Origin of the sequence: Marinobacter salicampi (genome assembly GCF_011074795.1) — a bacterium.
Taxonomy (GTDB): Bacteria; Pseudomonadota; Gammaproteobacteria; order Pseudomonadales; family Oleiphilaceae; genus Marinobacter; species Marinobacter salicampi.
On record NZ_JAAMPF010000010.1, the window covers coordinates 1 to 23,254 of the forward strand.

A 23,254-nucleotide genomic window follows, 5' to 3' on the forward strand; every position below is an offset into this window, starting at 1 on the left:
GGTTGCGCGGGTGGCAATCAGGCCGTCGGTTGACCCCATGCGCGCATCCTCAGCCAAGTATATTGACCGGCACATGTTGGGAGACTGGCGAGTTGAGGTGGTGACAGAGGAAGGTGAGCTTTTGGCCAAGGGGGCGTTTTCCGTTGTCCCTCAATAAACGAAGTCGGAAGCAGAAGGAGTAGAAACGCGGGACGGGCCTGTTTTCAATAAGCTTTGTGGGGCTCGTCCCTCAGCCCAAGCAAAAATAAGTCTGTCCCGGTTCGGCTTAAGAAGACTTTCCTCTGCGGGCAAAGCCTAAACCTAACAGATCCAAAATAGGCTAGGCCACCTTCGATGCTCTTACGTCCCACTCCAGATCTGGCAAGAGCTTGAAACGGCTTATATACTGTGTTTTTATCCAGTACATATCAAAATTGCCGCTAAAGGATTAGCATGGCCCGCCCCAGAGAACAGCTGATCTGTGTTTCTGATACACCTTTTTACCACGTCGTCTCACGCTGCGTACGGCGTACTTTTCTGTGCGGTATCGATCACCAGACCGACAAAAACTACGAGCACCGACGCCGGTGGATCGAAGAGCGCATCCGGCTGCTGTCCTCCCTCTTTGCCATTGATCTTTGTGCCTATGCAATCATGTCGAACCACTACCACCTAGTAGTGAAGCTTTGTCCTGAGCAGTCGGACACATGGTCTGACGACGACGTTCTGGCACGCTGGACAAGCTTGTTCAAAGGCCCACCGCTGGTGCAGCGGTATCAGTCTGGAGGCGAACTTCACGAGGCCGAACTAGGGTTCGTAAAACAGATGGCCGGCGTCTACCGACAACGCCTCGCCAGCCTGAGCTGGTTCATGAAATGTCTTAACGAGTCTATTGCCCGAGAGGCAAATCAGGAAGATGGCTGTACCGGGCATTTCTGGGAGTCGCGGTTCAAATCTCAGGCTTTAAAGACAGAGCAGGCGTTGCTCAGTTGCATGGCTTATGTCGACCTGAATCCCATCAGGGCTGCCCTAGCCGATACTCCGGAAAGCTCTGACCATACCAGTATCAAAGAGCGGCTGACGCCCCGGTTCAGCCTGGCAGCCGCCATTCAGGCACAGAAGGAACAACAATTCCTGAACCAGTTTTCAACGGCCCTTAAACCGCTGCTCCACTTCGAGGGAGCGGTAAGAAACGAGCCACAACTGGGCATCCTGTTCAGTCTGCGGGAATATCTGGAATTGGTGGACTATACCGGCCGGACTGCCCGACCGGGAAAACGGGGCCACATTCCTGACCATCACCCACCGATTCTGGACCGATTGGGACTGACCGCCGATGAGTGGCTTACCGAAGCCCTGGATTTCGAAGCGCTGTACCGTCAGAACCAGCGAGCGCACCCGCCCCGACGACGATCTGCAGCCTGATTCTCCCCAATAAATAATTAACGACACTCACTGGCGACAGCCAGGAACCTGCCTCGCCTTGGAATTGCCAAAACGGGTGAAAAAACGCCGGAATCCAGAGATTTCGATGGATTCGGGTCTGATTGACCGCTTACCTCACTGAAAAAACGAACTCAACGGAGCTGAAAATTTCATGCTTCTTTGTTCTTCTCTAACAGTGCCTGTCCTTTTTAATATTTTTTTAATATTGTGCTCAGAAAAATTGATTTGTCCCAGTGTCTCGCAAATTAGCTCAAGGCCTTAGAGAAACTGAAAAATAGCTCTGTTCCGGTTTTTTTGGGGCGTTTGTGAGGCCGCGCACAGTATCATTCGGCACACAAGGCAGAGGGCTATTGACTGAGCCTAATGGAGGTTCTAGTTGCTAAACGAATCCTAATATCTACCAACTTCCAAACCTAATTCTTCTAAGACGTCATTGAACTCAGGGTAACTAATTAAATTGTTAGAATGATGGTTGTCAAGAAATTGTACTGCAATCAAAATCAACCGCAATTGAGAAAAAGCTAGAAAATTGATCAAAGTACTGTAATAAAATTTACTCGTATCTACGTCGAAACCTCGAGAATCACTAAGATTTTTTGAGATGACGTTGACCGACACAGAAAAGGGTCGAAGTATATTGTAAATGTTATCATCTTCATCTAACGCTTCCACAAGCTGAGCGACTTGGTCGTCAGTTGCACCAGAAGAACGCATAATCTCTATTTCATCCTCAATCCTTGCTATTGCGTCCCCCCCAATCAATTTAACAAGTGTACCATTTTCAACGTGATAGATTGAAAATTTTTCAGTTAATGTATTCTGTGACTCAACTAAATTAAAAAACAATGATTCAAACGATTTTATGGCTTCAGTTCGCTCACTATTTTTGAGCTGCTTTTTCAGATCTGCGTTAGCTTCATTTTGAAGACTCAGAGATTTAATCAGCAATACAAGCGCGAAAAAACTTAGCGCTGTACCAATTACGCCGCCAAAATAATCACCGAAGGCACCCCAATCAGAAGAGCTATCTGAAACTTGCTGACCATGAATTAAGTGGAAGTTTAAAAGATAACCTCCAACTACCAATAATACGATAATCAATGTCGCAACTGAGTATCTATTTATCAATCGCCATACCCTTTAACCATATATTTTACCACCGTCCCATCTCTCAACTTTACAGGCGAAACGTTTAAGCTAAGATATTTATAATTCTCAGCCTCCAACCCATTATTATAATTTAAGTTCTCGGTAAAAAACTTCTTCGCTTTCATGGTAAGATTTTTATAGGAAGAAAAACCAAAAGCAACTGTATGGTCATCACCCTCAACCACAAGTCGACCGTTCCCAGTATTTATATTGAACCTACTAATACCTGCCTTTATCCAGTACTCTTCTCGAGATTTTTTTGCGTCTACTGCTTCTGCGGTAGATCGATCAAATGCACCGATAATTGTCTTATCATGTTTGTTCTTTCGATACCTAATCTTTACAACAAGGTCAAACTTTCTCGAGACTTCGTGTAACTTTCTAAGTGGAGATTTCCTAAGTTGACGGATAAGCTCGTTAGCTTCGTTACCTAGGTCTTCTACAACCTTGTTTGCTCGGGGAGAAAGATTTTGGTGTTCTTTATAAAGGGATTCTGCGAAAAAATAGGATATTAGTTCCACAAATACGGGACGGCCAATCGATCGCAGTCTTTTTGTCAAATTATCATCATCGACGTCCACACTAAAAATATGGCCGTAAGACCCTTTGAAAGTCTGCTTTAAGATGGTTCTCACTTTTTTCTTACCACTGTTTCTGTGAGGAGCCTTTTTCAAAAGAATTGTTTCAGCAATAGTCTGTACAGAGCCCGATACTCCACTCATAGTATCCAGCCCTGCTTTCATATCAACCGATCCTTCCGGCGTATTGATTACCAAATCCATGCTGATCGACACTAACTCACTCCTCTTTAGTAACTACGGTGGAAGCGTATCAAATGAAACCGGGACAGATTTATTTTATTGAGCTTTCACTGTTTCAACCCCGAGTAAACCTCACACAACTCCCTCTTCTCCCTCAAAACCTTCGGCTCTCGACTACCCATAGCCGCCACAGTAGCCGCATTACAAGCCTGCCTCGCCTTTTCAAGCTCACTCGTAACACCGGTCCCTGGGTTTACGCTTGCAATAACCGGTCTGAAAGACAAAGATGCGTTGCAGTACATAGTCCGGTACTTACCATGTTTCCAGTTCTGCTCGGGCTTTTTGGAAAGCTCTGAACAAAGTGTGCCGAACAGCTTCTTGGCCTTAACAGTGCATTCCGAGTAGGCCTTAAGATCGTTGCGTACAGTGCCGCAAACGCTCTGGTCCCGCACCCGCCAGACCTGATGCTGGAAGGCCACATTGACGCCCTCATACTGGACCTCAACCGGTGTGATTTGTGTGCCATACCGTTCAGACACATGCTCATGGACGCTACCTTGAACGGTATTCAAATAAGCTGAAAACAAGTAGGAAATAGGGTCCAACTCACGCTGCTCCGTCAAAAGGTTCTAAAAACGATACTGAGGTACTGCCCAGCTCACCCACCAAAATACTCCCCCCGAAACTCAGCCTTAGCCCGCATCCCATGGTTCACACACTCCACCATATGCCGGTCCGACTTCCAGTTGTCACAGCCTTCAGGCGCCACATAATGCTCATGGAAAGCACGTTCGAAAATCCGCTCCTTCACTTGCCGGGCTTCTACCAACCTTCGCTGGTCCTCCGCTGGCTGCCGAGCACGCTCAGCTTCAAGGTTCGGCTGTACCTGTGGAGCCACAGCCTGAGGCCTGGCTGTCACGTTTGCCTGTACGCTCTGGGCAACACTCCCCGCAACAATACTGGCCAACTCAGCAGGGCCTCCCAGATAAACAAAAGCAGTCATCACCGCAACCACTGCAAACGTCGGTTTCAATCCCCTGCCCCTGCGCCGGGGCTTCTGTCTATGAACCAATCTGTCTCGGTCTGTAGCACCGCCAAAATCCATCTGCTGTGTCTTGCTGGTGACTATCCCCTGCACATGGCGCAGATGCGCTCGATGGGTTTTGAACGATGCGGTAAGTCGCTCTGCCGCTATGCGATCAATAACCTCACTCACCTGCTCCGGGGTAAGCACCTGGTCCTGGTAAGATTTGATGAACCTCAGGTAGCCACCGCCCCTCGTGACGTGGGGCGGCATCGCTGTCTTGAAGGTCGCGTCGCCCACGAACACCACCAGCGAATGAATCTGCCCGTCTGTCAGCCCCAGCAGAGCCTGCAAGGTTTTTACATGCTTGTAGTTCTGATGCAGCGGGTTCTGAAATTTCTGGTTATGCCTGAAGATTTTCTGGGTCCACTGGGGCTGATGAGCGCTGCCGAAGATCCAGCCTTTCATGTTCTTGGTTTCCACCACGAACACGCCAAAGGGCGAGACGATGATGTGGTCGATCTGGGTGGTGCCGTCTTCGGTGGGCAGGGTGACGTTGCGAATCAGGTGGTAGGTTTTCCTGTCGAGGAACAGGCGGGCGGAGATGTTCACCATGCACTCCCCTACCCAGCCCTTGAACCAGGGGGATTTCACCAATGCACCAAGGATGGCCAGGGGAACAAGAAACCAGAGAAGGGTAAAAAGAGGCTGTAGCGCTGGTGAAACCATTTTCCGATCCTGGGCCAGCGCGTATTCGTGGCGTTTCTGTTGTGATTTATAAGCCTGCCTGTGGGGCGGGCTTTTTAATTATGTGTCTCTTTTATAGCTTCAAAATGGATAGGCAGCAAATGAAGTAGCGTTAGAATTGGTAACTTTTCTTAAGCCAGGGGTACAGGGATGTCCCTGTACCCCATTGTTTTGCCGAGTGTTGGTTCAGTTTGCTTAGGCTAGTGGTAGCTCAGGCAGCCAGGAACGCCCCAGTCGCCGCCAGTGCAACACCCAGCCCCCGGAAAATCCCGCTGTTCGTCTGCATCAGCAGTGCCCCAAGCCCACGCCCGGCAAAGGCGATAGCCAGAGTGGCGATGGAGAAGCCCGCCAGATACGCGGCCAAAGTCGCCCCAGCCGGCATCTCCGCCCCATGGGCAAACCCATGAAACACCATGAATGCCGCAACCAGCGAACCACCCACAACCGTCGGCAGCTTCGCCATGGTGGCGATCAGGATGCCGGCGAGCATGACGGAGAGCGCAATGCCGGTTTCCACACCGGGCAGGCTCAGCCCGCCCCAGGCGAGGCTGGCGCCCAGCACCATGCCGCCGATGACGAACAGGGGGGTGGAGTTCTTCATGGTGTTGCTCTGGCGTACGCTCCAGAAGCCGATGGCGGCCATGGCCAGTAGATGGTCCAGGCCCTGCATGGGGTGCAGCAGGCCGCTTAGGAAGCCACTTTCTGCGTGAGCGCCGTGGCCGGTGTGGGCGGCTGCGGTGGTGGCTGCCAGCAGGAGGGCGGCGGTGGCGATTAGTTTGGTTAAAGCAGTCATCTTGGTTTCTCCCATAGAAAACAAATAATTCAGCAGGATGGACGAGCCTTAGGCGGTACTTGCGATTTTCTCTGGCCGGCGCTCTGGCAACATGCCCCGTTCGAGAATGAAGCTGATAATGGTCTCCAGCCCTACCCCGTCATACAGGTTGGCGAACACGAAGGGCCGTTCGCCGCGCATCTTCTTTGAGTCCCGGTCCATCACGTCGCGGGAAGCGTGGACGTATTCGGCGATGTCGATTTTGTTGATGATCAGCAGATCGGACTTGGTGATGCCGGGGCCGCCTTTTCTGGGGATCTTGTCGCCGGCGGAGACGTCGATCACGTAAAGCGTGAGGTCGGAGAGTTCGGGGCTAAAGGTGGCGGAGAGGTTGTCGCCGCCGGATTCCACCAGTACCAGTTCCAGGCCGGGGTGGCGGGTCTGGAGATCGTCGATGGCGGCGAGGTTCATGGAGGCATCCTCGCGGATGGCGGTGTGGGGGCAGCCGCCGGTTTCGATACCGAGGATGCGGTCGGCTGGGAGGGCGTCGTTTTTGAGGAGGAAGTCGGCGTCTTCCCGGGTGTAGATGTCGTTGGTGACGACGGCAATATCGTAGTGATCGCGGAGCGCGAGGCAGAGCTGGCGCAGCAGTGCGGTTTTACCGGAGCCAACGGGGCCGCCGACTCCAACTCTCAGGCAATGTGGCATGGTTTGGTTCCTCGTTATCTTGATTTATCTAACTCAGTGCAAGTGGCGAGTGAGGCTCCCTTTCGGGACACGCTCAAGCACATCCCTGTGGCGCTTGAGCTCCGCCATCCTGGCTACGCACAGTCCCGAAAGGGAGCCTCACTCACCACGCTCATCTTCGGAGCGTTGGTCTTTTCTAACTTCTGAACAGTCTTGAGTACTGTGTTTCATGCTGGGCGCTCGCCAGGGCCAGCCCCGGCAGGATGGGCCCGAGCTGGCTGTCGTCCAATGCCATGGCGCGGTCGACGGCGGCGACCAACAAACGTCGCAGGTGTTCGTTCAACCGCTGGGCGGCGGTGTGGCCGAGCGGCATGGCTTTGCAGGCGACGGCGAGCTGGTTTTCCAGCCAGGCCCAGGCGAAGCCGAGTAAGGTCTGGCGAACCGGGACCTTGCGCTGGTGCGCGGCCCAGGCGAATACGGTGACGTAGCCGGGGTCTTCCGGTAGCAGGCCGGGTTCGGGCATCAGGTCGAGACTTTTCAGCAGCCGGATCAAAGCGGTGCCCAGGCGGGTGTCTTCGTCGCTGAGTTCGGCAGTTTCCCGGGTGGCGTGGAGCCAGGTGTTCCAGTGGGCCAGGGCCTCGGCGTCTTTGGTGGCCCAGGCCTTTTGTAACCGCACCAGCAGGGGCAGTTCACAGCGGCTGAGGCCGTCTTCCAGTACGCCTTCGAGCCATTCGCAAAGCTGCGCTTCGTCAGTTACCCAGCCCAGTTCGAAGGCGCTTTCCAGGCCCTGGGACCAGGCGAAGGCGCCGATGGGCAGCGCGGGGCTGGTGATCTGCATCAGGCCCAGCAGTGAGAGGTCGGCTACCGGGGTCTGGTAGGCCTCAGTGCTCATGGCTGTGGCCGTGTGCGTGGGAATGACTTTGGCTCTCGCTATGACTATGACTGGCGTGCCCATGGCTGTGCCCTTCCCCGGCTTTTGCGTAGGCGCCGGGTTCGGGGTCGAAGGGGGCCTGGTGGTGGGTCAGGGTGGCGCCCAGGCGTTCGGCCAGTTCTTCCAGTACGTGGTCGGGCGGGAAGCGTATCCAGCCTTGGGTGTCGCTGTTGCTGCCGATTTCGAGGCTTACGTGGCGGTTGCCCAGGTGGTAGCACAGGCGGGCCATGGGCAGGCCCGCGGCCAGGCTGGCGGTGACGACCGGTTCACAGGCGGCGCGTATGCGGACGATTTCGCCGCCCCGGGCCTGCAGGCATTCGCCTTCACGCAACACAGGGCCGCGGTCGAGGAAGAGGCCGACGTCGTGGTGATTGTCGGTGGTGGCCCTTAGGCGGCCGCGGATTCTGAGCTCGTACGGTAGGGTGAGGGTGTCGAAAATTTCAGCGGCTTCGACGTCGGTGCCCAGGCGTTCTGTGAGTTCCAGCATGGTGGCTCCTTAAAACAGGTGGTAGAGCTGGGCGAGCGGTAGCTCGGTGGCCGGCTCGCAGGTGAGCAGTTCGCCGTCGGCGTGGACTTCGTAGGTTTGCGGGTCCACGGTCAGGTGCGGGCAGCTGTCGTTAAGTTTCATGTCGCTCTTGCGGATGCCGCGCACGTTCTTGCAGGCGGACAGCGGGCTGTCGAGCCCGAGCCTGTCGCCGATGCCGGCGTCCAGCGCAGCCTGGCTGACGAAGCTGACCCGGGTTGCACTGGCGGCTTTGCCAAAGGCGCCGAACATCATGCGGTAGTGCACGGGCTGGGGCGTGGGTATGGAGGCGTTGGGGTCGCCCATGGGGGCGGCTGCGATCATGCCGCCTTTTATGATCATGGCGGGCTTGGCGCCGAAGAATGCGGGATCCCACAGCACCAGGTCGGCCATTTTGCCCACTTCCACGGAGCCGACGTCGTGGGCGATGCCGTGGGTGATGGCGGGGTTGATGGTGTACTTGGCGATGTAGCGTTTGGCGCGCAGGTTGTCCGCCCCCAGGGCTTCGTCTTCCGGCAGCAGGCCGCGCTGGACTTTCATTTTATGGGCGGTCTGCCAGGTTCGGCATACCACTTCCCCTACCCGGCCCATGGCCTGTGAGTCGGAGGCGATCATGGAGATCACGCCCATGTCGTGGAGGATGTCTTCTGCTGCGATAGTCTCCCGGCGGATGCGGGAATCGGCGAAGGCGACATCCTCGGGAATGTTCGGGTCCAGGTGGTGGCAGACCATTAGCATGTCGAGGTGTTCGTCGATGGTGTTGACGGTGTAGGGCCGTGTGGGGTTTGTTGACGACGGCAGTACGTAATCTTTTGAGCAGGCGGTGATGATGTCCGGAGCGTGGCCGCCGCCGGCGCCTTCGGTGTGGTATGTGTGGATGCAGCGTTCCTTGAAGGCGGCTAGGGTGTCTTCCACGAAGCCGGATTCGTTCAGGGTGTCGGTGTGGATGGCGACCTGGACGTCGTATTGGTCGGCAACGGTGAGGCAGTTATCGATAGAGGCAGGGGTGGTGCCCCAGTCTTCGTGGAGTTTCAGGCCCATGGCGCCGGCTTTAAGCTGAAGCTCCAGGGATTCAGGCAGGCTGGCGTTGCCTTTGCCGAGGAAGCCGATGTTCATGGGCATGGCGTCGACGGCCTGGAGCATTTTGCCGATGTGCCAGGGGCCGGGGGTGCAGGTGGTGGCGTTCGTGCCGGTGGCGGGGCCGGTGCCGCCGCCGAGCATGGTGGTGATGCCACTCATCAGGGCTTCTTCCACCAGTTGGGGGCAGACGAAGTGGATGTGGGCATCGAGGGCGCCTGCGGTGAGGATTTTGCCTTCACCGGCGATGATTTCGGTGCCGGGGCCGATGACGATTTCAACATCGGGCTGGGTGTCGGGGTTACCGGCTTTGCCGATGGCGGCGATTCGGCCATTTTGGAGGCCAACGTCGGCTTTGACGATGCCCCACCAGTCGAGGATCAGGGCGTTGGTGATGACGGTGTCCATGACGGTGTCATCGGCCCGCTGGCTCTGGCCCATGCCATCACGGATGACTTTGCCACCGCCGAATTTCACTTCGTCGCCGTAGTGGGTGGCGTCGCTTTCCACTTCGATCCACAGTTCGGTGTCGCCGAGGCGGACTCGGTCCCCGGTGGTGGGGCCGTACATGTCGGCGTAGGCTTGTCTTGTTATCTTCATCAGTTTGCCTCGCTTGTTAGCGTTTGGTGTTCGGCCAGTCGGGTATGACTCTTCGGGAAACGCTCAAGCACATCCATGTGACGCTTGGGCTCCGCCATCCCTGGCTCCGCACATTCCCGAAGAGTCATACCCAACTGGCCCTCAAAGTCTTTCCCCGCCTTAAAGGCAAGCTTCCTGGAGGGCTACTCCCGGAACCCGCGGGACAGGGCTTGGGGCCTCTTTCCGGGACCGTCTGCAGCCATGGATGGCTGCAGCCGAGCCCTACAGGGACGTATTCACGGGCGTGTCCCGGAAAGAGGCTCCACGCCCTGGCCCTGGCACATATCCAAAGGCAACTCCGTCACTAGTCCAGCGAACCCATAACATCCCCACGGAACCCGTAAATTGACCGTCCCCCTGAATAAGGAATCAACGTCACTTCCCGACTCTGGCCCGGCTCAAACCGTATGGCGGTGCCGGCGGCGACGTCGAGGCGGTAGCCGCGCGCCTTTTTGCGGTCGAACGTGAGCGCCGGGTTGGCTTCGGCGAAGTGGTAGTGGGAGCCGATCTGGATCGGTCGGTCGCCGGTGTTGGCCACGTCGATGGTGATGCGTTCGCGGCCCGCACAGAGTTCGATGTCGCCGTCTTTTAGTTGGTATTCGCCGGGGATCATGGTTCGCTCCTTAAACGATCGGGTTGTGGACAGTGACCAGCTTGGTGCCGTCCGGGAAGGTGGCTTCTACCTGGACTTCGTCGACGAGTTCAGCCACCCCTTCCATGACGTCGTCGCGGGTGAGGATTTCGCGGCCGGCGCTCATCATGTCGGCGACGGTGCGGCCTTCACGGGCGCCTTCCATTATTTCGGTGCTGATGAGGGCGACGGCTTCGGGGTAGTTGAGTTTCAGGCCTTTGGCTTTGCGGCGTTCGGCTAGCAGGCCTGCGGTGAAGAGGAGGAGTTTGTCTTTGTCTCTTGGGGTGAGTTCCATGGTTTGCTCCGATGTCTGGCGTTAGCTGTTCTTGTTTTGGTGTTGGTTTGGCAGGCCTTTGGCCTGCTCGAAAGCTGAAGCTTCCGCTACATTTCTATGGGTCCGGGTTGGTGCTTGCCGGCCTGGCGGGCTTTTGGCCCGTCGGGAAGCTGGAGCTTCCGGTGCATTCCTTTTGGTTCGGGTTGGTGCCCCGGTTGGCAGGCCTTTGGCCTGCTCGAAAGCTGAAGCTTCCGCTACATTTTTCCGCCGCTTCTGTGCATGGCCTTTGGTCATGTCAGCCAGATTCTGGGGATGCTGGCGGGTTTGCCGGTGAGTCTGGGGCGGAGGGTTTCCCAGGCTTTTTGGCATAGGGTCCAGGCTTCGTTTCTTTCGTGCCCCAGGTAGCGTAGGAGCAGGACGCCTCTTCTGCGGGTAACGGCCCAGCGGTGGTTGGCCGGGAGGGTTTCGCGCAGTGCTTCGATGGCTTCGGCTTCATCTTCCAGGCCGGCGGCCCAGAGAGTGGCTTGCACGGTGTTGCCGCCCTGACCCCATTTGCCGTGGAATCTGGGGTGTTTGGGGTCGAGTTGCTGGCGTTCCTGCCATAGGGGTTTGCCGTCGCGGGTGAGTTCGAATTTTTGTTCCAGCAGGCCGGTGGCGAATGGCAGGTCGCTGGCTGGGCGGCCCAGGGCGAGGATTTCCCAGCCCAGGCATTTGGCGTTGCCGGTCAGGTGGATGCTGGTGGTCTGCTCCCCCTTTGAGCCGTTGAAGGCGAGGGTTTCTTGGGGCAGCCATTCCAGGGTGGCGCCGTCGGCGACCTTCAGGTACGCGTCCTGTGCCCAGGACACGCCGTGGCTGTCGGCTTTGTAGAGCTTGGCGGCCGCCGGGGTGGTCAAAAGCGCGTGGGTGTTCTTTTCCAGGGCGGCGTGAATGGTGAGTGCATCGCCGCTGACTAGCCCACCGGGCGGGTGCAGCAGATACACATGGCAGCAGCCGTGTTTTCCTTCCGGATAGAAGGGTCGCTGGACCCGCAGCGGGCCACGGTGGCGGGCGCGGGTCAGGCGGGTGATGGGCCGGGCCTTGCTGAGTTCCTCGTCGGCTCCCGGTTGCTCAAGGCGCGCGGTGTCGATGATGTGTTCGCTGCGGGCCTGGAAGCCAAGACTGATGAACGCGGCCCAGTGCCGGCCGGCGTCGAAGCGGTGGCCGGAGTCGTGGGCTTTGGGCACGGGCCCGGGGGTCGTGGGAAACATGTGAATAGTCATACGGTCAGGTGCTGTTTGATGAGTTCATCCGACAGCTCGGCGATCTCGCCGGTGGCCACGCGCCTGCCCCGGTCCATGATCACGAAGTTGTCGGCGTAGCGGCGGGCGAAGGGCAGCTTCTGTTCCACCAGCAGCACCGTGAGGCCGTCTTCTTCGATCAGGCGGCGGATGACTTCGCCGATCTGGGTGACGATGTTGGGCTGGATGCCTTCGCCGGGTTCGTCGAGGATCAGCAGGCGCGGTTCGATCACCAGCGCCCGGCCGATAGCCAGTTGCTGTTGCTGGCCGCCGGAGAGGTCGCCGCCGCGTCGGCTTTTCATTTCCTTCAGTACCGGGAAGAGCTCATAGATGCGCTCGGGGATCTTGCGGCTGCCATCGGACCGGGCGGCGAGGCCGGTGCGCAGGTTTTCCTCCACCGTCAGCAGCGGAAAGATCTGCCGGCCCTGGGGTACGTAGCCGATGCCCAGGCGGGCGCGGTCTTCCAGGCGCCGCTTGGTGAGGTCGGTATCGCCTTCGTACATCAGCTTGCCTTTGGCGGTGGTTTCCTCCCCCATCACGCATTTGAGCAGGGTGGTCTTGCCTACCCCGTTGCGGCCCATGACGCAGGTGCACTGGCCCTTGGGGACGTCCAGTTCCAGGTCCCAGAGGGTGTGGCTTTCGCCGTAGTATTGATTGAGATTTTCAATTCTGAGCATCGCTCTTTCATTTGGCATCAGGCTTCCTCCCCCAAATAAACCTTGATGACTTCCGGGTCGTTGGAGACCTGATCCATGGTGCCTTCCGCCAGCACACTGCCCTGGTGCAGTACGGTGACCTTGCGGGCGATGGAGCGTATGAAGCCCATGTCGTGCTCCACCACTACCACAGACTGTTTGCCGGCTAGGCTGATGAGCAGTTCGGCAGTGCGTTCCATTTCCTGCTCGGTCATGCCAGCGACGGGTTCGTCCACCAGCAGCAGGCGGGGCTTTTGCATCAGCAGCATGCCGATTTCCAGCCACTGCTTCTGGCCGTGGGAGAGGATGCCTGCCGGGCGCTCCCGCAACTCAGCCAGGCCAATGGTGGCCAGCACTTCGTCGATGCGGTCCCGGGCTTCGCCGGTCATTTTCGCGGTCAGTGTGGGAAAGACTTTCTTGTTGGCGGCCATGGCCAGCTCCAGGTTCTCGAACACGGTCAGGGCTTCGAACACCGTGGGTTTCTGGAACTTGCGGCCGATGCCGAGGCTAGCGATGTACGGTTCGCTCTTCATCAGCAGGTTATGGCGGCTGCCGAACCAGACCGAGCCGGAGTCGGGCCGGGTCTTGCCGGTGATGATGTCCATCATGGTGGTCTTGCCCGCGCCGTTGGGCCCGATGATGCAGCGAAGTTCGCCGTCGTCGATGGTCAGGCTGAGGTTGTTGATGGCCCGGAAGCCGTCGAAGCTGACGTTGACATCCTCCAGGTAGAGGATCGGACCGTGGCGCACATCCACCGGGGACTCGCTGGGGGTCAGGAAATCAAAGACCCGGTCACGCTGGGCAAATTCGGTAAGCAGGCTCATGCGGAGGCCTCCTTTGCCGGAGCGTCCGTTGGGCTTTCGTCATCATCTGAGCGCTTGCGGCGCTGCCTGAGCAGGCCGGCGATGCCCTGGGGCAGGAACACGGTGACCAGCACGAACAGGCCACCCAGGGCGAACAGCCAGGCGTCGGGCATGACACCGGTGAACACGGTCTTGGCGTAGTTCACCAGGATGGCGCCGATGACCGCGCCATAGAGGGTGGCGCGTCCGCCCAGGGCGACCCAGACCACGATCTCGATGGAGAAAATGGGCGAGAACTCGCCGGGGTTGATGATGCCCACCTGGGGCACATAGAGCGCGCCGGCCACGCCCGCCAGCATGGCGGAGACCACGAACACGAACAGCTGCACCCGCTCCACCCGGTAACCCAGAAACCGGGTGCGGGCTTCGGCGTCGCGGCAGGCGATACTCACCCGGCCCAGTTTGCTACCCACGATGGCCCGGCAGACGATGTAGCCGATTGCCAGGGCAATACCGGTGGCGATAAAGAGTCCGAACCGGGTGGCGTCGGTGCGCAGGTTGAAGCCCAGCAGGTTTTTGAAGTCGGTGAGGCCATTGTTACCGCCAAAGCCCATTTCGTTACGGAAGAAGGCCAGCATCAGGGCGAAGGTCAGGGCCTGGGTGATGATCGACAGGTAGACGCCGGTAACCCGCGACCGGAAGGCCAGGAAACCGAACACCAGGGCCAGCAGGCCCGGCGCCAGCAGCACCATGGCAAAGGCGAACCAGGCCATGTCAAAGCCCCACCAGTACCACGGCAGCGAGTCCCAGTTCAGGAACACCATGAAGTCCGGCAGCACCGGATCGCCGTAGGTGCCCCGGTCGCCGATCTGGCGCATCAGGTACATGCCCATGGCGTAACCGCCCAGGGCAAAGAAGGCGCCGTGGCCCAGGCTCAGTATGCCCAGGTAGCCCCACACCAGATCCACCGCCACCGCCAGCAGCGCGTAGCACAGGTACTTGCCCAGCAGGGTGACGGTGTAGGAGCTCACGTAGAGCGCGTGGCCTTCCGGCAGCGCCACGTGAAGGATGGTCACAACCGCCAGGGCCGCGAACAGGATCCCCAGGAACAGTTGGGTGGAACGCTCATAGAAAGGCCGAGCCCACCAATATTTCATGTTATGCATGCTGGTGTCCCTTCTGGCTAATTATTTGATTCACTGGGCCCCTGAACGACTTGAGAGCAAGGCGTAGGGGCGAAGGTTTGGTGGTTCCAAATCGAGGCGCTGCAACGCTGCTATCAAGGCGTTCAGGGGTCCCCGAAGGGCGTGGCGCTTGCGTCACGCAGTGGATTAAAGAATTGGCTAGACGGGACACCTTAGCCCTCTGCCGCACGGCCCTTCTGGGGAAAGAGTCCCTTCGGCCGTTTCTGGATGAACAGGATGATAAAGACCAGCACAATGATCTTGGCCAGAACGGCACCGGCCCAGGGTTCGAGCAGCTGGTTGATGGTGCCCAGCGACAGCCCGGCTATGAGCGTGCCCCACAGATTGCCCACGCCACCGAACACCACCACCATGAACGAATCGATGATGTAGTTCTGGCCCAGGTTGGGGCCGACGTTGGTGAGTTGTGACAGCGCCACCCCGGCCAGGCCGGCAACACCGGAGCCGAGGGCGAAGGTCATGATGTCCACCCGGGTGGCCTTGATGCCCATGGAGCGGGCCATGTTGCGGTTCTGAGTAACGGCGCGCACTTCCAGCCCCAGGCGGGTTTTGCGCATGATCAGCATCAGGGCGGCGAAAACCACCAGCGCGAAGCCCAGCACATACATGCGATTGAGTGTCAGGGAGAGTGCGTCGTTGATGACCAGCGAGCCACTCATCCACTCCGGAGTCACCACGGTGCGGTTCTGGGGCGAAACGGCCGTACGTACCAGCTGCTGCAGGATCAGGCTGATGCCGAAGGTGGCCAGCAGGGTTTCCAGGGGCCGGCCCTTGAGAAACTGGATAACGCTGCGTTCGATGATAATGCCGGCGGTGGCCGCTACCAGGAAGCCAGCGGGGATGGAAAGTATCAATGCCAGGCCCGGCTGGCCCGGCAGCAGTTGCTGCATGCCCCAGGTGGTATAGGCGCCCAGCATGATCAGTTCACCATGGGCCATGTTGATCACGCCCATCACACCGAAAGTAATGGCCAGACCAATGGCGGCGAGTACCAGCACCGAACCCAGGGAGAGCCCGAAGTACAGGGTCTCGGCGGCGCTGTTGATTCTCAGTTTCTGCTCGATGGTTGCCAGTGCCCTGGTGGCTTCGGCGGCCAACTGCGGGTCATCACTTCGGGCGGCGATGTTGAGGGCGGCCCGGGCGCGGCTGTGGAGGCTGCCGGCCAGCACGTCGACGGCTTCAATATCGCCCTCACCCACCCGGTAAATGGCCAGGGCGGCTTCGATCCGGTCACGGACCCGGGCGTCTTCCTCCACTTCAAGGCGTTGCTCCAGTGGTTCTACCAGTGACGCCTCGACCTTGCCCATCATGTCTTCGGCGTCAGTACGATTACGATCTCACCGCTGTCCTTGATCTGGCTCAGGCGGTTATTACCGTAGGCATCCAGCCAGCTGCGGGCGCGCACATCACCACTGGTGGCGATGGCGTTGATGGCATCCTCTACCTGGGCGGGCCGGGCCTCGGCCAGGTTGGCCAGCAGCTCTTTGCCCGGATCTTCCTGATCCTGGGCTGCTACGGGGCTGATCATTGTCAGGGCAATAAGCAGTAGCGTGAGCGATCGAATGATGCTCATGGTTCTGTCCTGTCGGTTTTTGGCGTGTTGCAGTCGTTCGTTGTACTAATCGACAAATACCCGGGGCAGCAGCGCCACCCCGGTTTTCAGGCCTTATTCGGCGTCTTCAGCAGCCATTTCGCCGGCGGAGGCACCGCATTTGCCGGTTTGAGTGTTAAAGGTTCCGCAGAACAGCGGCTTGCGCCAGTCGGCGATCAGGTCCTTGGAACCTGGCAGGTAATCAGACCAGGCATCGCCAGCCACGGTAGACGGGGTCTCCCAGACCACGGAGAACTGGCCGTTGTCCTGGATCTCGCCGATCAGCACCGGCTTGGTGATGTGGTGGTTGGGCATCATGGCGGCGTAGCCACCGGTGAGATTGGGCACGGTTACACCGATAATGGCCTCCTTGACCGCGTCCACATCAGTAGTGCCGGCCTTCTTGATCGCCTCGACATACATGTTGAAGCCGATGTAGTGAGCTTCCATAGGGTCGTTGGTGACCGCTTCGTCGTCGCCGGTGTGCTCGACCCACTGGTCGATGAAGTCGTAGTTGGCGTCGCTGTCGACGCTCATGAAGTAGTTCCAGGCCGCAAGGTGACCAACCAGCGGGCCGGTGTCGATGCCGGAAAGTTCCTGCTCACCCACTGAGAAGGCGACCACGGGAATGTCGGAGGCAGCAATGCCCTGGTTGCCCAGTTCACGGTAGAAAGGCACGTTGGCGTCGCCGTTGATGGTGGACACCACGGCGGTCTTCTTGCCGGCGGAACCGAAGCTCTTGATGTCAGACACGATGTTCTGCCAGTCGGAATGACCGAAAGGCGTGTAGTTAATCATGATGTCTTCCTTGGCCACGCCCTGGTCCATCAGGTAGGTCTCAAGGATCTTGTTGGTGGTGCGCGGGTAGACGTAATCGGTGCCCGCCAGAACCCAGCGCTCCACACCGATGTTGTTCATCAGGTAGTTCACGGCAGGAATCGCCTGCTGGTTGGGCGCGGCGCCGGTGTAGAAAACGTTCTGCGAGGATTCCTCACCTTCGTACTGAACCGGGTAGAACAGCAGGCCGTTGAGTTCCTCCACCACGGGCAGAACGGATTTGCGGGAAACAGACGTCCAGTTGCCGAAGATCACGTCCACTTTTTCCTGGGCCAGCAGCTCGCGGGCCTTTTCAGCAAACAGCGGCCAGTCGGACGCCGGGTCTACCACCACGGCTTCCAGCTGGCGGCCGAGAACGCCACCTTTGGCGTTCTGTTGCTCGATCAGCATTTCCACGGTGTCTTTCAGCACGGTTTCACTGATGGCCATGGTGCCGGAGAGGGAATGCAGAATGCCGACCTTGATCGGGTCTTCTGCGGCTACGGTGGATAAACTGATGGAGAGCGCTAGCGCAGAAAGACCAACTTTCACGGTTTTTTTAATAGTCATGTTGTGCGTCCTTTATCCTCGTTAAAATCATGCGGATCGTCTAAATCGCACAAGGGTCTCTGCATCTGCTGTTCCACACCGCCGCATACATTATTAAAATCATCGACTTACTAATAAAAACAGGAGGCGTAGCACACCCTTCCGCTTCAGACCGTGCACTGTCAGGCATCAGCCGGCCCGTTTGCGCACCAGCAGGGTGCATACCGTTGCCCAGGCGCGCTCCGGTGACGCTGAGAATAAAACTTCGGTGAATCAGGGCGTTGCATAAGCGACGAGCGAGGGTTTGAGCGCACCCGATTTGGGCGGTAGACCGATTTCGCGGGGCACGGTCCTCGCCCTGCAAAAGTGCATGGGTTCAGGTGCCCGAGGATGCTGGCGGCCCGGGGCGCGGCTCCGGAGGCAGGGCCGGGCTGCCATGGCTGCGTCTTCGTGTATAGTGGAAGTCAGACCCAAGGGCAGTGAGCTCTGCCCGACCATCATTCATCAAGACCACAAAAGGCCTCCTGATGACTCGTCAACCCAGTCGTATTGTTGTGTTCGGCGCCGGAAGTGTCGGCTGTTATGTGGGCGGACGGCTTTTGTCTGCCGGCGCAGATGTCACCCTGATCGGCCGGCGCCGCCTGCAGGATGTTTTTACTGAACAGCCGTTGAAAGTGACCGATTACGAAGGCTTTGAGTTCAGCACCAGCCTGAGCCCCGACCAGTTCACTACCGACCCGGGCGCAGCAGCCGGGGCTGACCTGGTGCTGGTGACCACCAAATCGGCGGCCACGGAAGAAGCTGGGGCACAGCTGGCAGAATTTCTGGAGCCCGGCACACCGGTCATCAGCCTGCAGAACGGCATCACCAATGCCGACCGTCTGCAGGGGTTACTGCCGGAATGCACGGTGCTTGCAGGCATGATCCCCTTCAACGTACTGGAGAAAGCTCCGGGCCACTTCCACCACGGCACCCAGGGCCAACTGATGGCGGCGGCAAGCCCCAGGCTGGAACCGGCACTGCCCTGGTTCCAGGCGGCGGGTCTGCCTCTGGAGGAGCGCGACGACATGGAGCCGGTGATGTGGTCAAAGCTGCTGCTGAACCTGAACAACCCAATCAATGCGCTGTCCGGCGTGCCGCTTCGGGAAGAGCTTGCCCAGCGGGACTACCGCCGCTGCCTGGCCATGGCCCAGGAAGAGACCCTGACCCTGCTGGAAATGGCGGGCATCCGTACGGTCAAGGTCACTGCCATTCCCACCCAACTGATCCCCTACGTGATGAAAACGCCGAACTGGCTCTTCAAGCGGCTGGCGGACAAAATGCTAACCATTGATCCCTATGCCCGCTCATCCATGTGGGAAGACATAGAGGCGGGCCGGCCCACAGAGGTGGACTGGATCAACGGCGAGGTCGTCAACCTGGCCACCCGCCTCAACACCCGCGCGCCGGTCAACCAGGCCCTGACCCAGCTTATTCACCAGTGCGAAATGGACCCGAGCCAGGCCTGGCCTGCTCCGGCTCTGCTCAGGCACTTACAGGGCGCCCTGGACGACTACCGCGCCCGCCGTTAGGCAAACACCCTGCCGGATTACACAGCTGTACTCTATTTCGCACACGGGACGGTCACTTTGTCCCGTACTTTTCCTGTAGTGGCTGCGTAGAATGTTTTTCCAGCAGGGATGCAGTGCTTGCACGGAGGCAAGCTGCAGGGATGCTAGGCCCGACAGGACGTTGGGAAAAGGTCGTAGGTCGAAAGGTCGGAAGATCTTGAGGTCGTAGATCTTGTAGAACGGACGCAAAGGATGAAAGCTCAAAGGACTGGGCTCAGAGGCTTGCGGCTCAACGGATTGAGACAAAAGCACTCACAGGGAAGACACGTCAGGGATGGCGACGTCTGAAGGATCAGGCGGAATCACGGACGAACGGTCAGGGATGGCACAGCCTGAAGGACCAGGCAGAGTCAGGGAAGAGACGTCATGGACGGCGTAGCCTGAAGGATCAGGCCAGAGTTAGCCAAGGAGTAGTTAGCCACGGAACGGGAACACAGGGATGGTGAACCTGCCGTGCTACTCGAATTCCTCCCCATGCTATTGCTCCAGGCACTGCCTGGGCTCCCCGATTAGTCGAGATCAGTCCGGCCCCTTGGCCTCTGAATATCCAACGTTCACGTTTACGGCCTGCACCGGTGCCTGTCATTGCTTCTGCTGAACATCTATCTCAGTTAAACGCCATGACACTCAAGGAGCTTTAAATGGCCCGACAATCTTTTTTTGCAATGCTGGTTCTTCTGTTTTCCCTTGTGTCCGGGTTCGCCCAGGCCGAAGGCGAGGCAACCAGTGGCCAGATCAATATCAACCAGGCTGATGCCATCACCCTGAGCAGTCTTGATGGGGTTGGTGAGTCCAAGGCCGAAGCCATTGTGACCTACCGGGACAGCAACGGACCTTTCAAGACCGTGACGGACCTGAGCAATGTGAAAGGTATTGGTGAGAAAACCGTGGAAAAAAACGCCGCTCGCCTGACGGTTGAATAACCCGAGCGTTACCAGGTTGAAGATTTTGGCCCTGCCGCTGGCAGGGCTTTTTTGTCAGCCCGGGTTCCTACTCTTCTACAAGTCCCTCCTCTCTACAAGTTACTCCTCTTTACAAGTTTCTCCTCTTTAGCAACCTCCGCGGCCAAAGTAGGGTAGACAGTCCAGTTGCCCCTGCCTATCGTAATAACTGGACGAATCCCCAGCCTGGCGAGAAAAACAATATGACGACGGACGCCATCAGGCTCTACCCTGGCAAGCCCGAAAAAGTCTATTTTTTTGGCACCTGCCTGGTTGATCTTTTCTATCCCGGCGCCGGCCTCGCCGGTATTCAACTGCTTGAACGGGAAGGCATCCAGGTGCTTTTCCCCCAGGACCAGACCTGTTGTGGCCAGCCGGCCTATACCTCGGGCTATTACGACGAAGCGCGGGCGGTAGCGGCCGCCCAGCTCGGTCTGTTCAAGGAAGACTGGCCCATTGTGGTGCCCTCCGGTTCCTGCGGCGGCATGATGCGCAAGCACTACCCTGACTTGTTCCGGGATACTCCCCAGAGCGATAGGGCAAAAGAGGTCGCCGGACGGGTCTGGGAGTTGACCGATTTCCTGCTCAACGTGTGCCATGTGCACCTGGAGGATGTCGGCGAGCCTGTCACCGTGGCCATGCACACCTCCTGCTCCGCCCGCCGGGAAATGGGCATTGCCGAGGTAGGCCCGCGCCTGTTGCAGCAGCTTGGCAACGTGACCCTGGTGGAACAGGTCCGCCCTGAGGAGTGCTGCGGTTTCGGCGGCACCTTCGCAGTACGCCATCCGGAGATATCCGCCGCCATGGTGGGGGACAAGGTCCAGGCGCTGGCGGACACCGGCGCCCGGGAGTTTGTCACCACCGACTGCGGCTGCCTGATGAACATCAACGGCCATACCGAGAAAGCCGGCCAGGGCATCGCCGGCCAGCATATTGCGAGCTTTCTGTGGGAACGGGTCAGTGGCCAGGGAGGCAAGTCCTGATGAACCAACACAACCCTACCGCCAGCCAGGTCCAGTCGTTTCATCCCCGAGCCCGGGAAGCTCTGCAGAACGACCAGCTGCGCGGTAATTTCCGGCGGGCCATGGATGGCCTCATGGGCAAGCGCAAGGCCGCCTTTGAGGGCTGGGACCTGGAATCCCTCCGCACGCTTGGGGCGGCGGTGCGCCAGCGCGCGCTGGCCCGGCTGCCGGATCTGCTGGAACAGCTTGAAAGCCAGCTCACCAGCAACGGCATACAGGTGCACTGGGCGACGGATGCTGACGAGGCCTGCCGGATTATTCGTGACATCTGCGTGGCCCGCGAAGCCAGAACGGTGATCAAGGGCAAGTCCATGGTGTCCGAGGAAATGGAGCTTAACCATTACCTCGAAGCCGAGGGCATCGAGGCGCTGGAGTCGGACCTGGGGGAGTACATCGTGCAGATGGCGGAGCAGACGCCGTCGCACATCATCATGCCCGCCATTCACATGAATACCGATGAGATCTCCGAGCTGCTGCACCGCAAGACCGGTACTGACCGCTCCCACGACGTCAATTACCTGACCGCCAGCGCCCGCCAGCAGCTGCGGGAAAAGTTCATGAACGCAGATGTGGGAGTCTCGGGGGTGAATTTCGCGGTGGCGGAGACCGGCACTCTTTGCCTGGTGGAGAACGAGGGCAACGGCCGCATGACAACCACGGTGCCGCCCTGCCATATTGCCGTCACCGGCATCGAGAAGGTGGTGCCCTCCCTTGCCGATGTGGCACCCCTGCTCGCCCTGCTCACCCGCTCGGCCACCGGCCAGCACCTGACCACCTACTTCAACATGATCAGCCGGCCCCGGCAGCCGGGCGAACCGGACGGCCCAGAGGCAGTGCACCTGGTGCTGGTGGACAACGGCCGCTCCGGGATCTATCAGGACGACGAGCTGATCGACACCCTGCGCTGCATCCGCTGCGGCGCCTGCATGAACCATTGCCCGGTCTACACCCGCGTGGGGGGACACGTATACGGCACCACCTACCCCGGGCCCATCGGCTCGATCCTGATGCCCCACCTGCTGGGGCTGGATGAAACCCGGCATATGCCAACGGCGTCCTCCCTGTGCGGTGCCTGCGGTGAGGTCTGCCCGGTCAAGATACCGATTCCGGACCTGCTGGTGCGCCTGCGCCGGGAATCGGTGGACGGCGACAGCGTGCACCCCGGTGTGGTGAAGGGCCACGGGGTCAAGCGCGGGCGTTGGGAGTCCCTGGCCTGGCGGGGCTGGCAATGGATGCACGCGAACCCGGGGCTATATCGGACCGGCACCCGCATGGCCGCCAGATTTCGCGCCCTGCAACCGGCCAGTGCCGGTGCCTGGACCCGGGTACGAACAGCACCCAGGCTGGCACCAAAGACCCTGCACCAGCTCATGAAACAAAGGGCCGACAGCAACAGCTCCGATAACGGTGGCAGCCGATGACCTCACGGGAAGACATTCTGCAACGCCTACGAAACCGCCGGGACGGTGAACTGCCGATGCCGGAACTGGACTATGGCTCCATGACGGGGCGGGACTGGAGCGCCGCCCAGAAGCTGGACCTGTTCCAGGCCATGATTGAAACAGTACACGGGGAAGTTCACCGGGCAACCGATGAGGAATGGCTGGACACTCTGGCGGGCATACTCAAGCAACGCCAGGCCCGTAACCTGCTCACCCCACTGAAGCATCCGATCGGGGCCGAGATACGCGCCTCCGGGCATCCGGACCTGCCGGAATTGCTGAGCTACGGGGAGCCTGTCGAACACTGGCAGCGGGAACTGTTCAATGACGTGGACGCGGCCATTACCTCCACCCGGGGCGCCATTGCCGAAACCGGCAGCCTGATCCTCTGGCCGGGCATCGATGAACCCCGACTGATGAGCCTGGTGCCCCCGATCCACATCGCGGTGCTGGAGGCGGACCAGATCTTCGCCACTTTCCTTGAGGCCATGGAGCTACAGCGCTGGAGCGCCGGCATGCCCACCAATGCCCTGCTGATTTCCGGGCCCTCCAAGACCGCGGATATCGAGCAGACTCTGGCCTACGGTGTGCACGGGCCCAAGGAGTTGATCGTCATCGTTCGGCAATAGGCCCGCGCCCTTTCAGGTCAATAGCCTCGCCCAG

At 58.9% G+C, this 23,254-nt stretch carries 22 protein-coding genes and 1 pseudogene; 7 read left to right on the forward strand and 16 right to left on the reverse strand.

The features are described from left to right. The first annotated feature begins 10 nt into the window (after positions 1–10). On the forward strand, positions 11–157 hold the full coding sequence (locus G7W63_RS20170; protein ID WP_423202275.1) for a DUF2914 domain-containing protein: 147 nt from the start codon (positions 11–13) through the stop codon (positions 155–157). 275 nt (positions 158–432) lie between these two features. Then, positions 433–1,404 carry a transposase gene (locus G7W63_RS04325; protein WP_166253682.1) on the forward strand — a complete coding sequence of 324 codons (972 nt, stop codon included), beginning with the start codon at positions 433–435 and terminating at the stop codon, positions 1,402–1,404. Positions 1,405–1,815: 411 nt separating this feature from the next. Here G7W63_RS04325 and G7W63_RS04330 read toward each other — a convergent pair whose 3' ends face one another. The 16 genes and pseudogenes from G7W63_RS04330 to urtA form a co-directional block, all read right to left on the reverse strand. Next, positions 1,816–2,553, reverse strand: coding sequence for a hypothetical protein (locus tag G7W63_RS04330; protein WP_166253685.1), 738 nt, complete (start codon positions 2,551–2,553; stop codon positions 1,816–1,818). Continuing rightward, entirely contained in the window at positions 2,550–3,368 is an 819-nt protein-coding gene (locus G7W63_RS04335) for a hypothetical protein (RefSeq protein ID WP_166253688.1), read from the reverse strand. The genes G7W63_RS04330 and G7W63_RS04335 overlap by 4 nt, the downstream gene beginning before the upstream one ends. 625 nt (positions 3,369–3,993) lie before the next feature. Further along, positions 3,994–5,088 carry a nuclease-related domain-containing protein gene (locus G7W63_RS04340; protein ID WP_166253691.1) on the reverse strand — a complete coding sequence of 365 codons (1,095 nt, stop codon included), beginning with the start codon at positions 5,086–5,088 and terminating at the stop codon, positions 3,994–3,996. Positions 5,089–5,317: 229 nt separating this feature from the next. After that, positions 5,318–5,899, reverse strand: coding sequence for a HupE/UreJ family protein (locus G7W63_RS04345; protein ID WP_166253694.1), 582 nt, complete (start codon positions 5,897–5,899; stop codon positions 5,318–5,320). Between the two features lie 48 nt (positions 5,900–5,947). Next, positions 5,948–6,586 (reverse strand): urease accessory protein UreG, encoded by a 639-nt coding sequence (gene ureG, locus G7W63_RS04350; protein WP_166253697.1) that lies wholly within the window; start codon positions 6,584–6,586, stop codon positions 5,948–5,950. A gap of 175 nt (positions 6,587–6,761) precedes the next feature. After that, positions 6,762–7,457 (reverse strand): urease accessory protein UreF, encoded by a 696-nt coding sequence (locus G7W63_RS04355; protein WP_166253700.1) that lies wholly within the window; start codon positions 7,455–7,457, stop codon positions 6,762–6,764. After that, positions 7,447–7,983 carry an urease accessory protein UreE gene (gene ureE, locus G7W63_RS04360; protein WP_166253703.1) on the reverse strand — a complete coding sequence of 179 codons (537 nt, stop codon included), beginning with the start codon at positions 7,981–7,983 and terminating at the stop codon, positions 7,447–7,449. Before ureE ends, G7W63_RS04355 begins: the two co-directional genes overlap by 11 nt. Before the next feature lie 9 nt (positions 7,984–7,992). Then, entirely contained in the window at positions 7,993–9,696 is a 1,704-nt protein-coding gene (gene ureC, locus G7W63_RS04365; RefSeq protein ID WP_166253706.1) for an urease subunit alpha, read from the reverse strand. Between the two features lie 343 nt (positions 9,697–10,039). Next, positions 10,040–10,348, reverse strand: a complete 309-nt coding sequence (locus G7W63_RS04370) for an urease subunit beta (protein ID WP_166253709.1) — start codon at positions 10,346–10,348, stop codon at positions 10,040–10,042. A gap of 10 nt (positions 10,349–10,358) precedes the next feature. Then, positions 10,359–10,661 (reverse strand): urease subunit gamma, encoded by a 303-nt coding sequence (ureA, locus tag G7W63_RS04375; RefSeq protein ID WP_166253711.1) that lies wholly within the window; start codon positions 10,659–10,661, stop codon positions 10,359–10,361. Positions 10,662–10,930: 269 nt separating this feature from the next. Continuing rightward, on the reverse strand, positions 10,931–11,899 hold the full coding sequence (locus tag G7W63_RS04380) for an urease accessory protein UreD (RefSeq protein ID WP_242634313.1): 969 nt from the start codon (positions 11,897–11,899) through the stop codon (positions 10,931–10,933). Further along, entirely contained in the window at positions 11,896–12,594 is a 699-nt protein-coding gene (gene urtE / locus G7W63_RS04385; protein ID WP_166253889.1) for an urea ABC transporter ATP-binding subunit UrtE, read from the reverse strand. The genes G7W63_RS04380 and urtE overlap by 4 nt, the downstream gene beginning before the upstream one ends. Before the next feature lie 17 nt (positions 12,595–12,611). After that, entirely contained in the window at positions 12,612–13,436 is an 825-nt protein-coding gene (gene urtD / locus G7W63_RS04390) for an urea ABC transporter ATP-binding protein UrtD (RefSeq protein ID WP_166253714.1), read from the reverse strand. Next, positions 13,433–14,581: an urea ABC transporter permease subunit UrtC gene (gene urtC / locus G7W63_RS04395; protein ID WP_242634315.1), complete on the reverse strand. Its 1,149-nt coding sequence runs from the start codon at positions 14,579–14,581 to the stop codon at positions 13,433–13,435. The genes urtD and urtC overlap by 4 nt, the downstream gene beginning before the upstream one ends. A 191-nt stretch (positions 14,582–14,772) precedes the next feature. Then, positions 14,773–16,193 (reverse strand): annotated as a pseudogene (gene urtB, locus G7W63_RS04400) (urea ABC transporter permease subunit UrtB). A 93-nt stretch (positions 16,194–16,286) separates the two neighbouring features. Continuing rightward, positions 16,287–17,597: an urea ABC transporter substrate-binding protein gene (urtA, locus tag G7W63_RS04405; protein ID WP_166253717.1), complete on the reverse strand. Its 1,311-nt coding sequence runs from the start codon at positions 17,595–17,597 to the stop codon at positions 16,287–16,289. Positions 17,598–18,103: 506 nt separating this feature from the next. Here urtA and G7W63_RS04410 point away from each other — a divergent pair. From G7W63_RS04410 to G7W63_RS04430, 5 genes are all read left to right on the forward strand, one after another. After that, positions 18,104–19,147 (forward strand): 2-dehydropantoate 2-reductase, encoded by a 1,044-nt coding sequence (locus G7W63_RS04410; RefSeq protein WP_166253720.1) that lies wholly within the window; start codon positions 18,104–18,106, stop codon positions 19,145–19,147. Positions 19,148–19,827: 680 nt separating this feature from the next. Further along, positions 19,828–20,109, forward strand: coding sequence for a ComEA family DNA-binding protein (locus tag G7W63_RS04415; protein WP_166253722.1), 282 nt, complete (start codon positions 19,828–19,830; stop codon positions 20,107–20,109). 221 nt (positions 20,110–20,330) lie between these two features. Then, the gene (locus G7W63_RS04420) at positions 20,331–21,110 is read left to right on the forward strand and encodes a (Fe-S)-binding protein (protein ID WP_166253725.1); all 780 of its coding nucleotides are present in this window, start codon (positions 20,331–20,333) and stop codon (positions 21,108–21,110) included. Beyond that, the gene (locus G7W63_RS04425) at positions 21,110–22,570 is read left to right on the forward strand and encodes a LutB/LldF family L-lactate oxidation iron-sulfur protein (protein ID WP_166253728.1); all 1,461 of its coding nucleotides are present in this window, start codon (positions 21,110–21,112) and stop codon (positions 22,568–22,570) included. Before G7W63_RS04420 ends, G7W63_RS04425 begins: the two co-directional genes overlap by 1 nt. Beyond that, positions 22,567–23,220 carry a LutC/YkgG family protein gene (locus tag G7W63_RS04430; RefSeq protein WP_166253731.1) on the forward strand — a complete coding sequence of 218 codons (654 nt, stop codon included), beginning with the start codon at positions 22,567–22,569 and terminating at the stop codon, positions 23,218–23,220. Before G7W63_RS04425 ends, G7W63_RS04430 begins: the two co-directional genes overlap by 4 nt. Positions 23,221–23,254: the final 34 nt, after the last annotated feature.

What these genes read in the sequence shown, in the direction of transcription:
- G7W63_RS04325 (WP_166253682.1), top strand. Translation starts at nt 433, where the DNA reads ATGGCCCGCCCCAGAGAACAGCTGATCTGTGTTTCTGATACACCTTTT.
- G7W63_RS04340 (WP_166253691.1), bottom strand. Translation starts at nt 5,088, where the DNA reads ATGGTTTCACCAGCGCTACAGCCTCTTTTTACCCTTCTCTGGTTTCTT.
- G7W63_RS04345 (WP_166253694.1), bottom strand. Translation starts at nt 5,899, where the DNA reads ATGACTGCTTTAACCAAACTAATCGCCACCGCCGCCCTCCTGCTGGCA.
- ureG (WP_166253697.1), bottom strand. Translation starts at nt 6,586, where the DNA reads ATGCCACATTGCCTGAGAGTTGGAGTCGGCGGCCCCGTTGGCTCCGGT.
- G7W63_RS04355 (WP_166253700.1), bottom strand. Translation starts at nt 7,457, where the DNA reads ATGAGCACTGAGGCCTACCAGACCCCGGTAGCCGACCTCTCACTGCTG.
- ureE (WP_166253703.1), bottom strand. Translation starts at nt 7,983, where the DNA reads ATGCTGGAACTCACAGAACGCCTGGGCACCGACGTCGAAGCCGCTGAA.
- ureC (WP_166253706.1), bottom strand. Translation starts at nt 9,696, where the DNA reads ATGAAGATAACAAGACAAGCCTACGCCGACATGTACGGCCCCACCACC.
- G7W63_RS04370 (WP_166253709.1), bottom strand. Translation starts at nt 10,348, where the DNA reads ATGATCCCCGGCGAATACCAACTAAAAGACGGCGACATCGAACTCTGT.
- ureA (WP_166253711.1), bottom strand. Translation starts at nt 10,661, where the DNA reads ATGGAACTCACCCCAAGAGACAAAGACAAACTCCTCCTCTTCACCGCA.
- G7W63_RS04380 (WP_242634313.1), bottom strand. Translation starts at nt 11,899, where the DNA reads ATGACTATTCACATGTTTCCCACGACCCCCGGGCCCGTGCCCAAAGCC.
- urtE (WP_166253889.1), bottom strand. Translation starts at nt 12,594, where the DNA reads ATGCTCAGAATTGAAAATCTCAATCAATACTACGGCGAAAGCCACACC.
- urtD (WP_166253714.1), bottom strand. Translation starts at nt 13,436, where the DNA reads ATGAGCCTGCTTACCGAATTTGCCCAGCGTGACCGGGTCTTTGATTTC.
- urtC (WP_242634315.1), bottom strand. Translation starts at nt 14,581, where the DNA reads ATGCATAACATGAAATATTGGTGGGCTCGGCCTTTCTATGAGCGTTCC.
- urtA (WP_166253717.1), bottom strand. Translation starts at nt 17,597, where the DNA reads ATGACTATTAAAAAAACCGTGAAAGTTGGTCTTTCTGCGCTAGCGCTC.
- G7W63_RS04410 (WP_166253720.1), top strand. Translation starts at nt 18,104, where the DNA reads ATGACTCGTCAACCCAGTCGTATTGTTGTGTTCGGCGCCGGAAGTGTC.
- G7W63_RS04415 (WP_166253722.1), top strand. Translation starts at nt 19,828, where the DNA reads ATGGCCCGACAATCTTTTTTTGCAATGCTGGTTCTTCTGTTTTCCCTT.
- G7W63_RS04420 (WP_166253725.1), top strand. Translation starts at nt 20,331, where the DNA reads ATGACGACGGACGCCATCAGGCTCTACCCTGGCAAGCCCGAAAAAGTC.
- G7W63_RS04425 (WP_166253728.1), top strand. Translation starts at nt 21,110, where the DNA reads ATGAACCAACACAACCCTACCGCCAGCCAGGTCCAGTCGTTTCATCCC.
- G7W63_RS04430 (WP_166253731.1), top strand. Translation starts at nt 22,567, where the DNA reads ATGACCTCACGGGAAGACATTCTGCAACGCCTACGAAACCGCCGGGAC.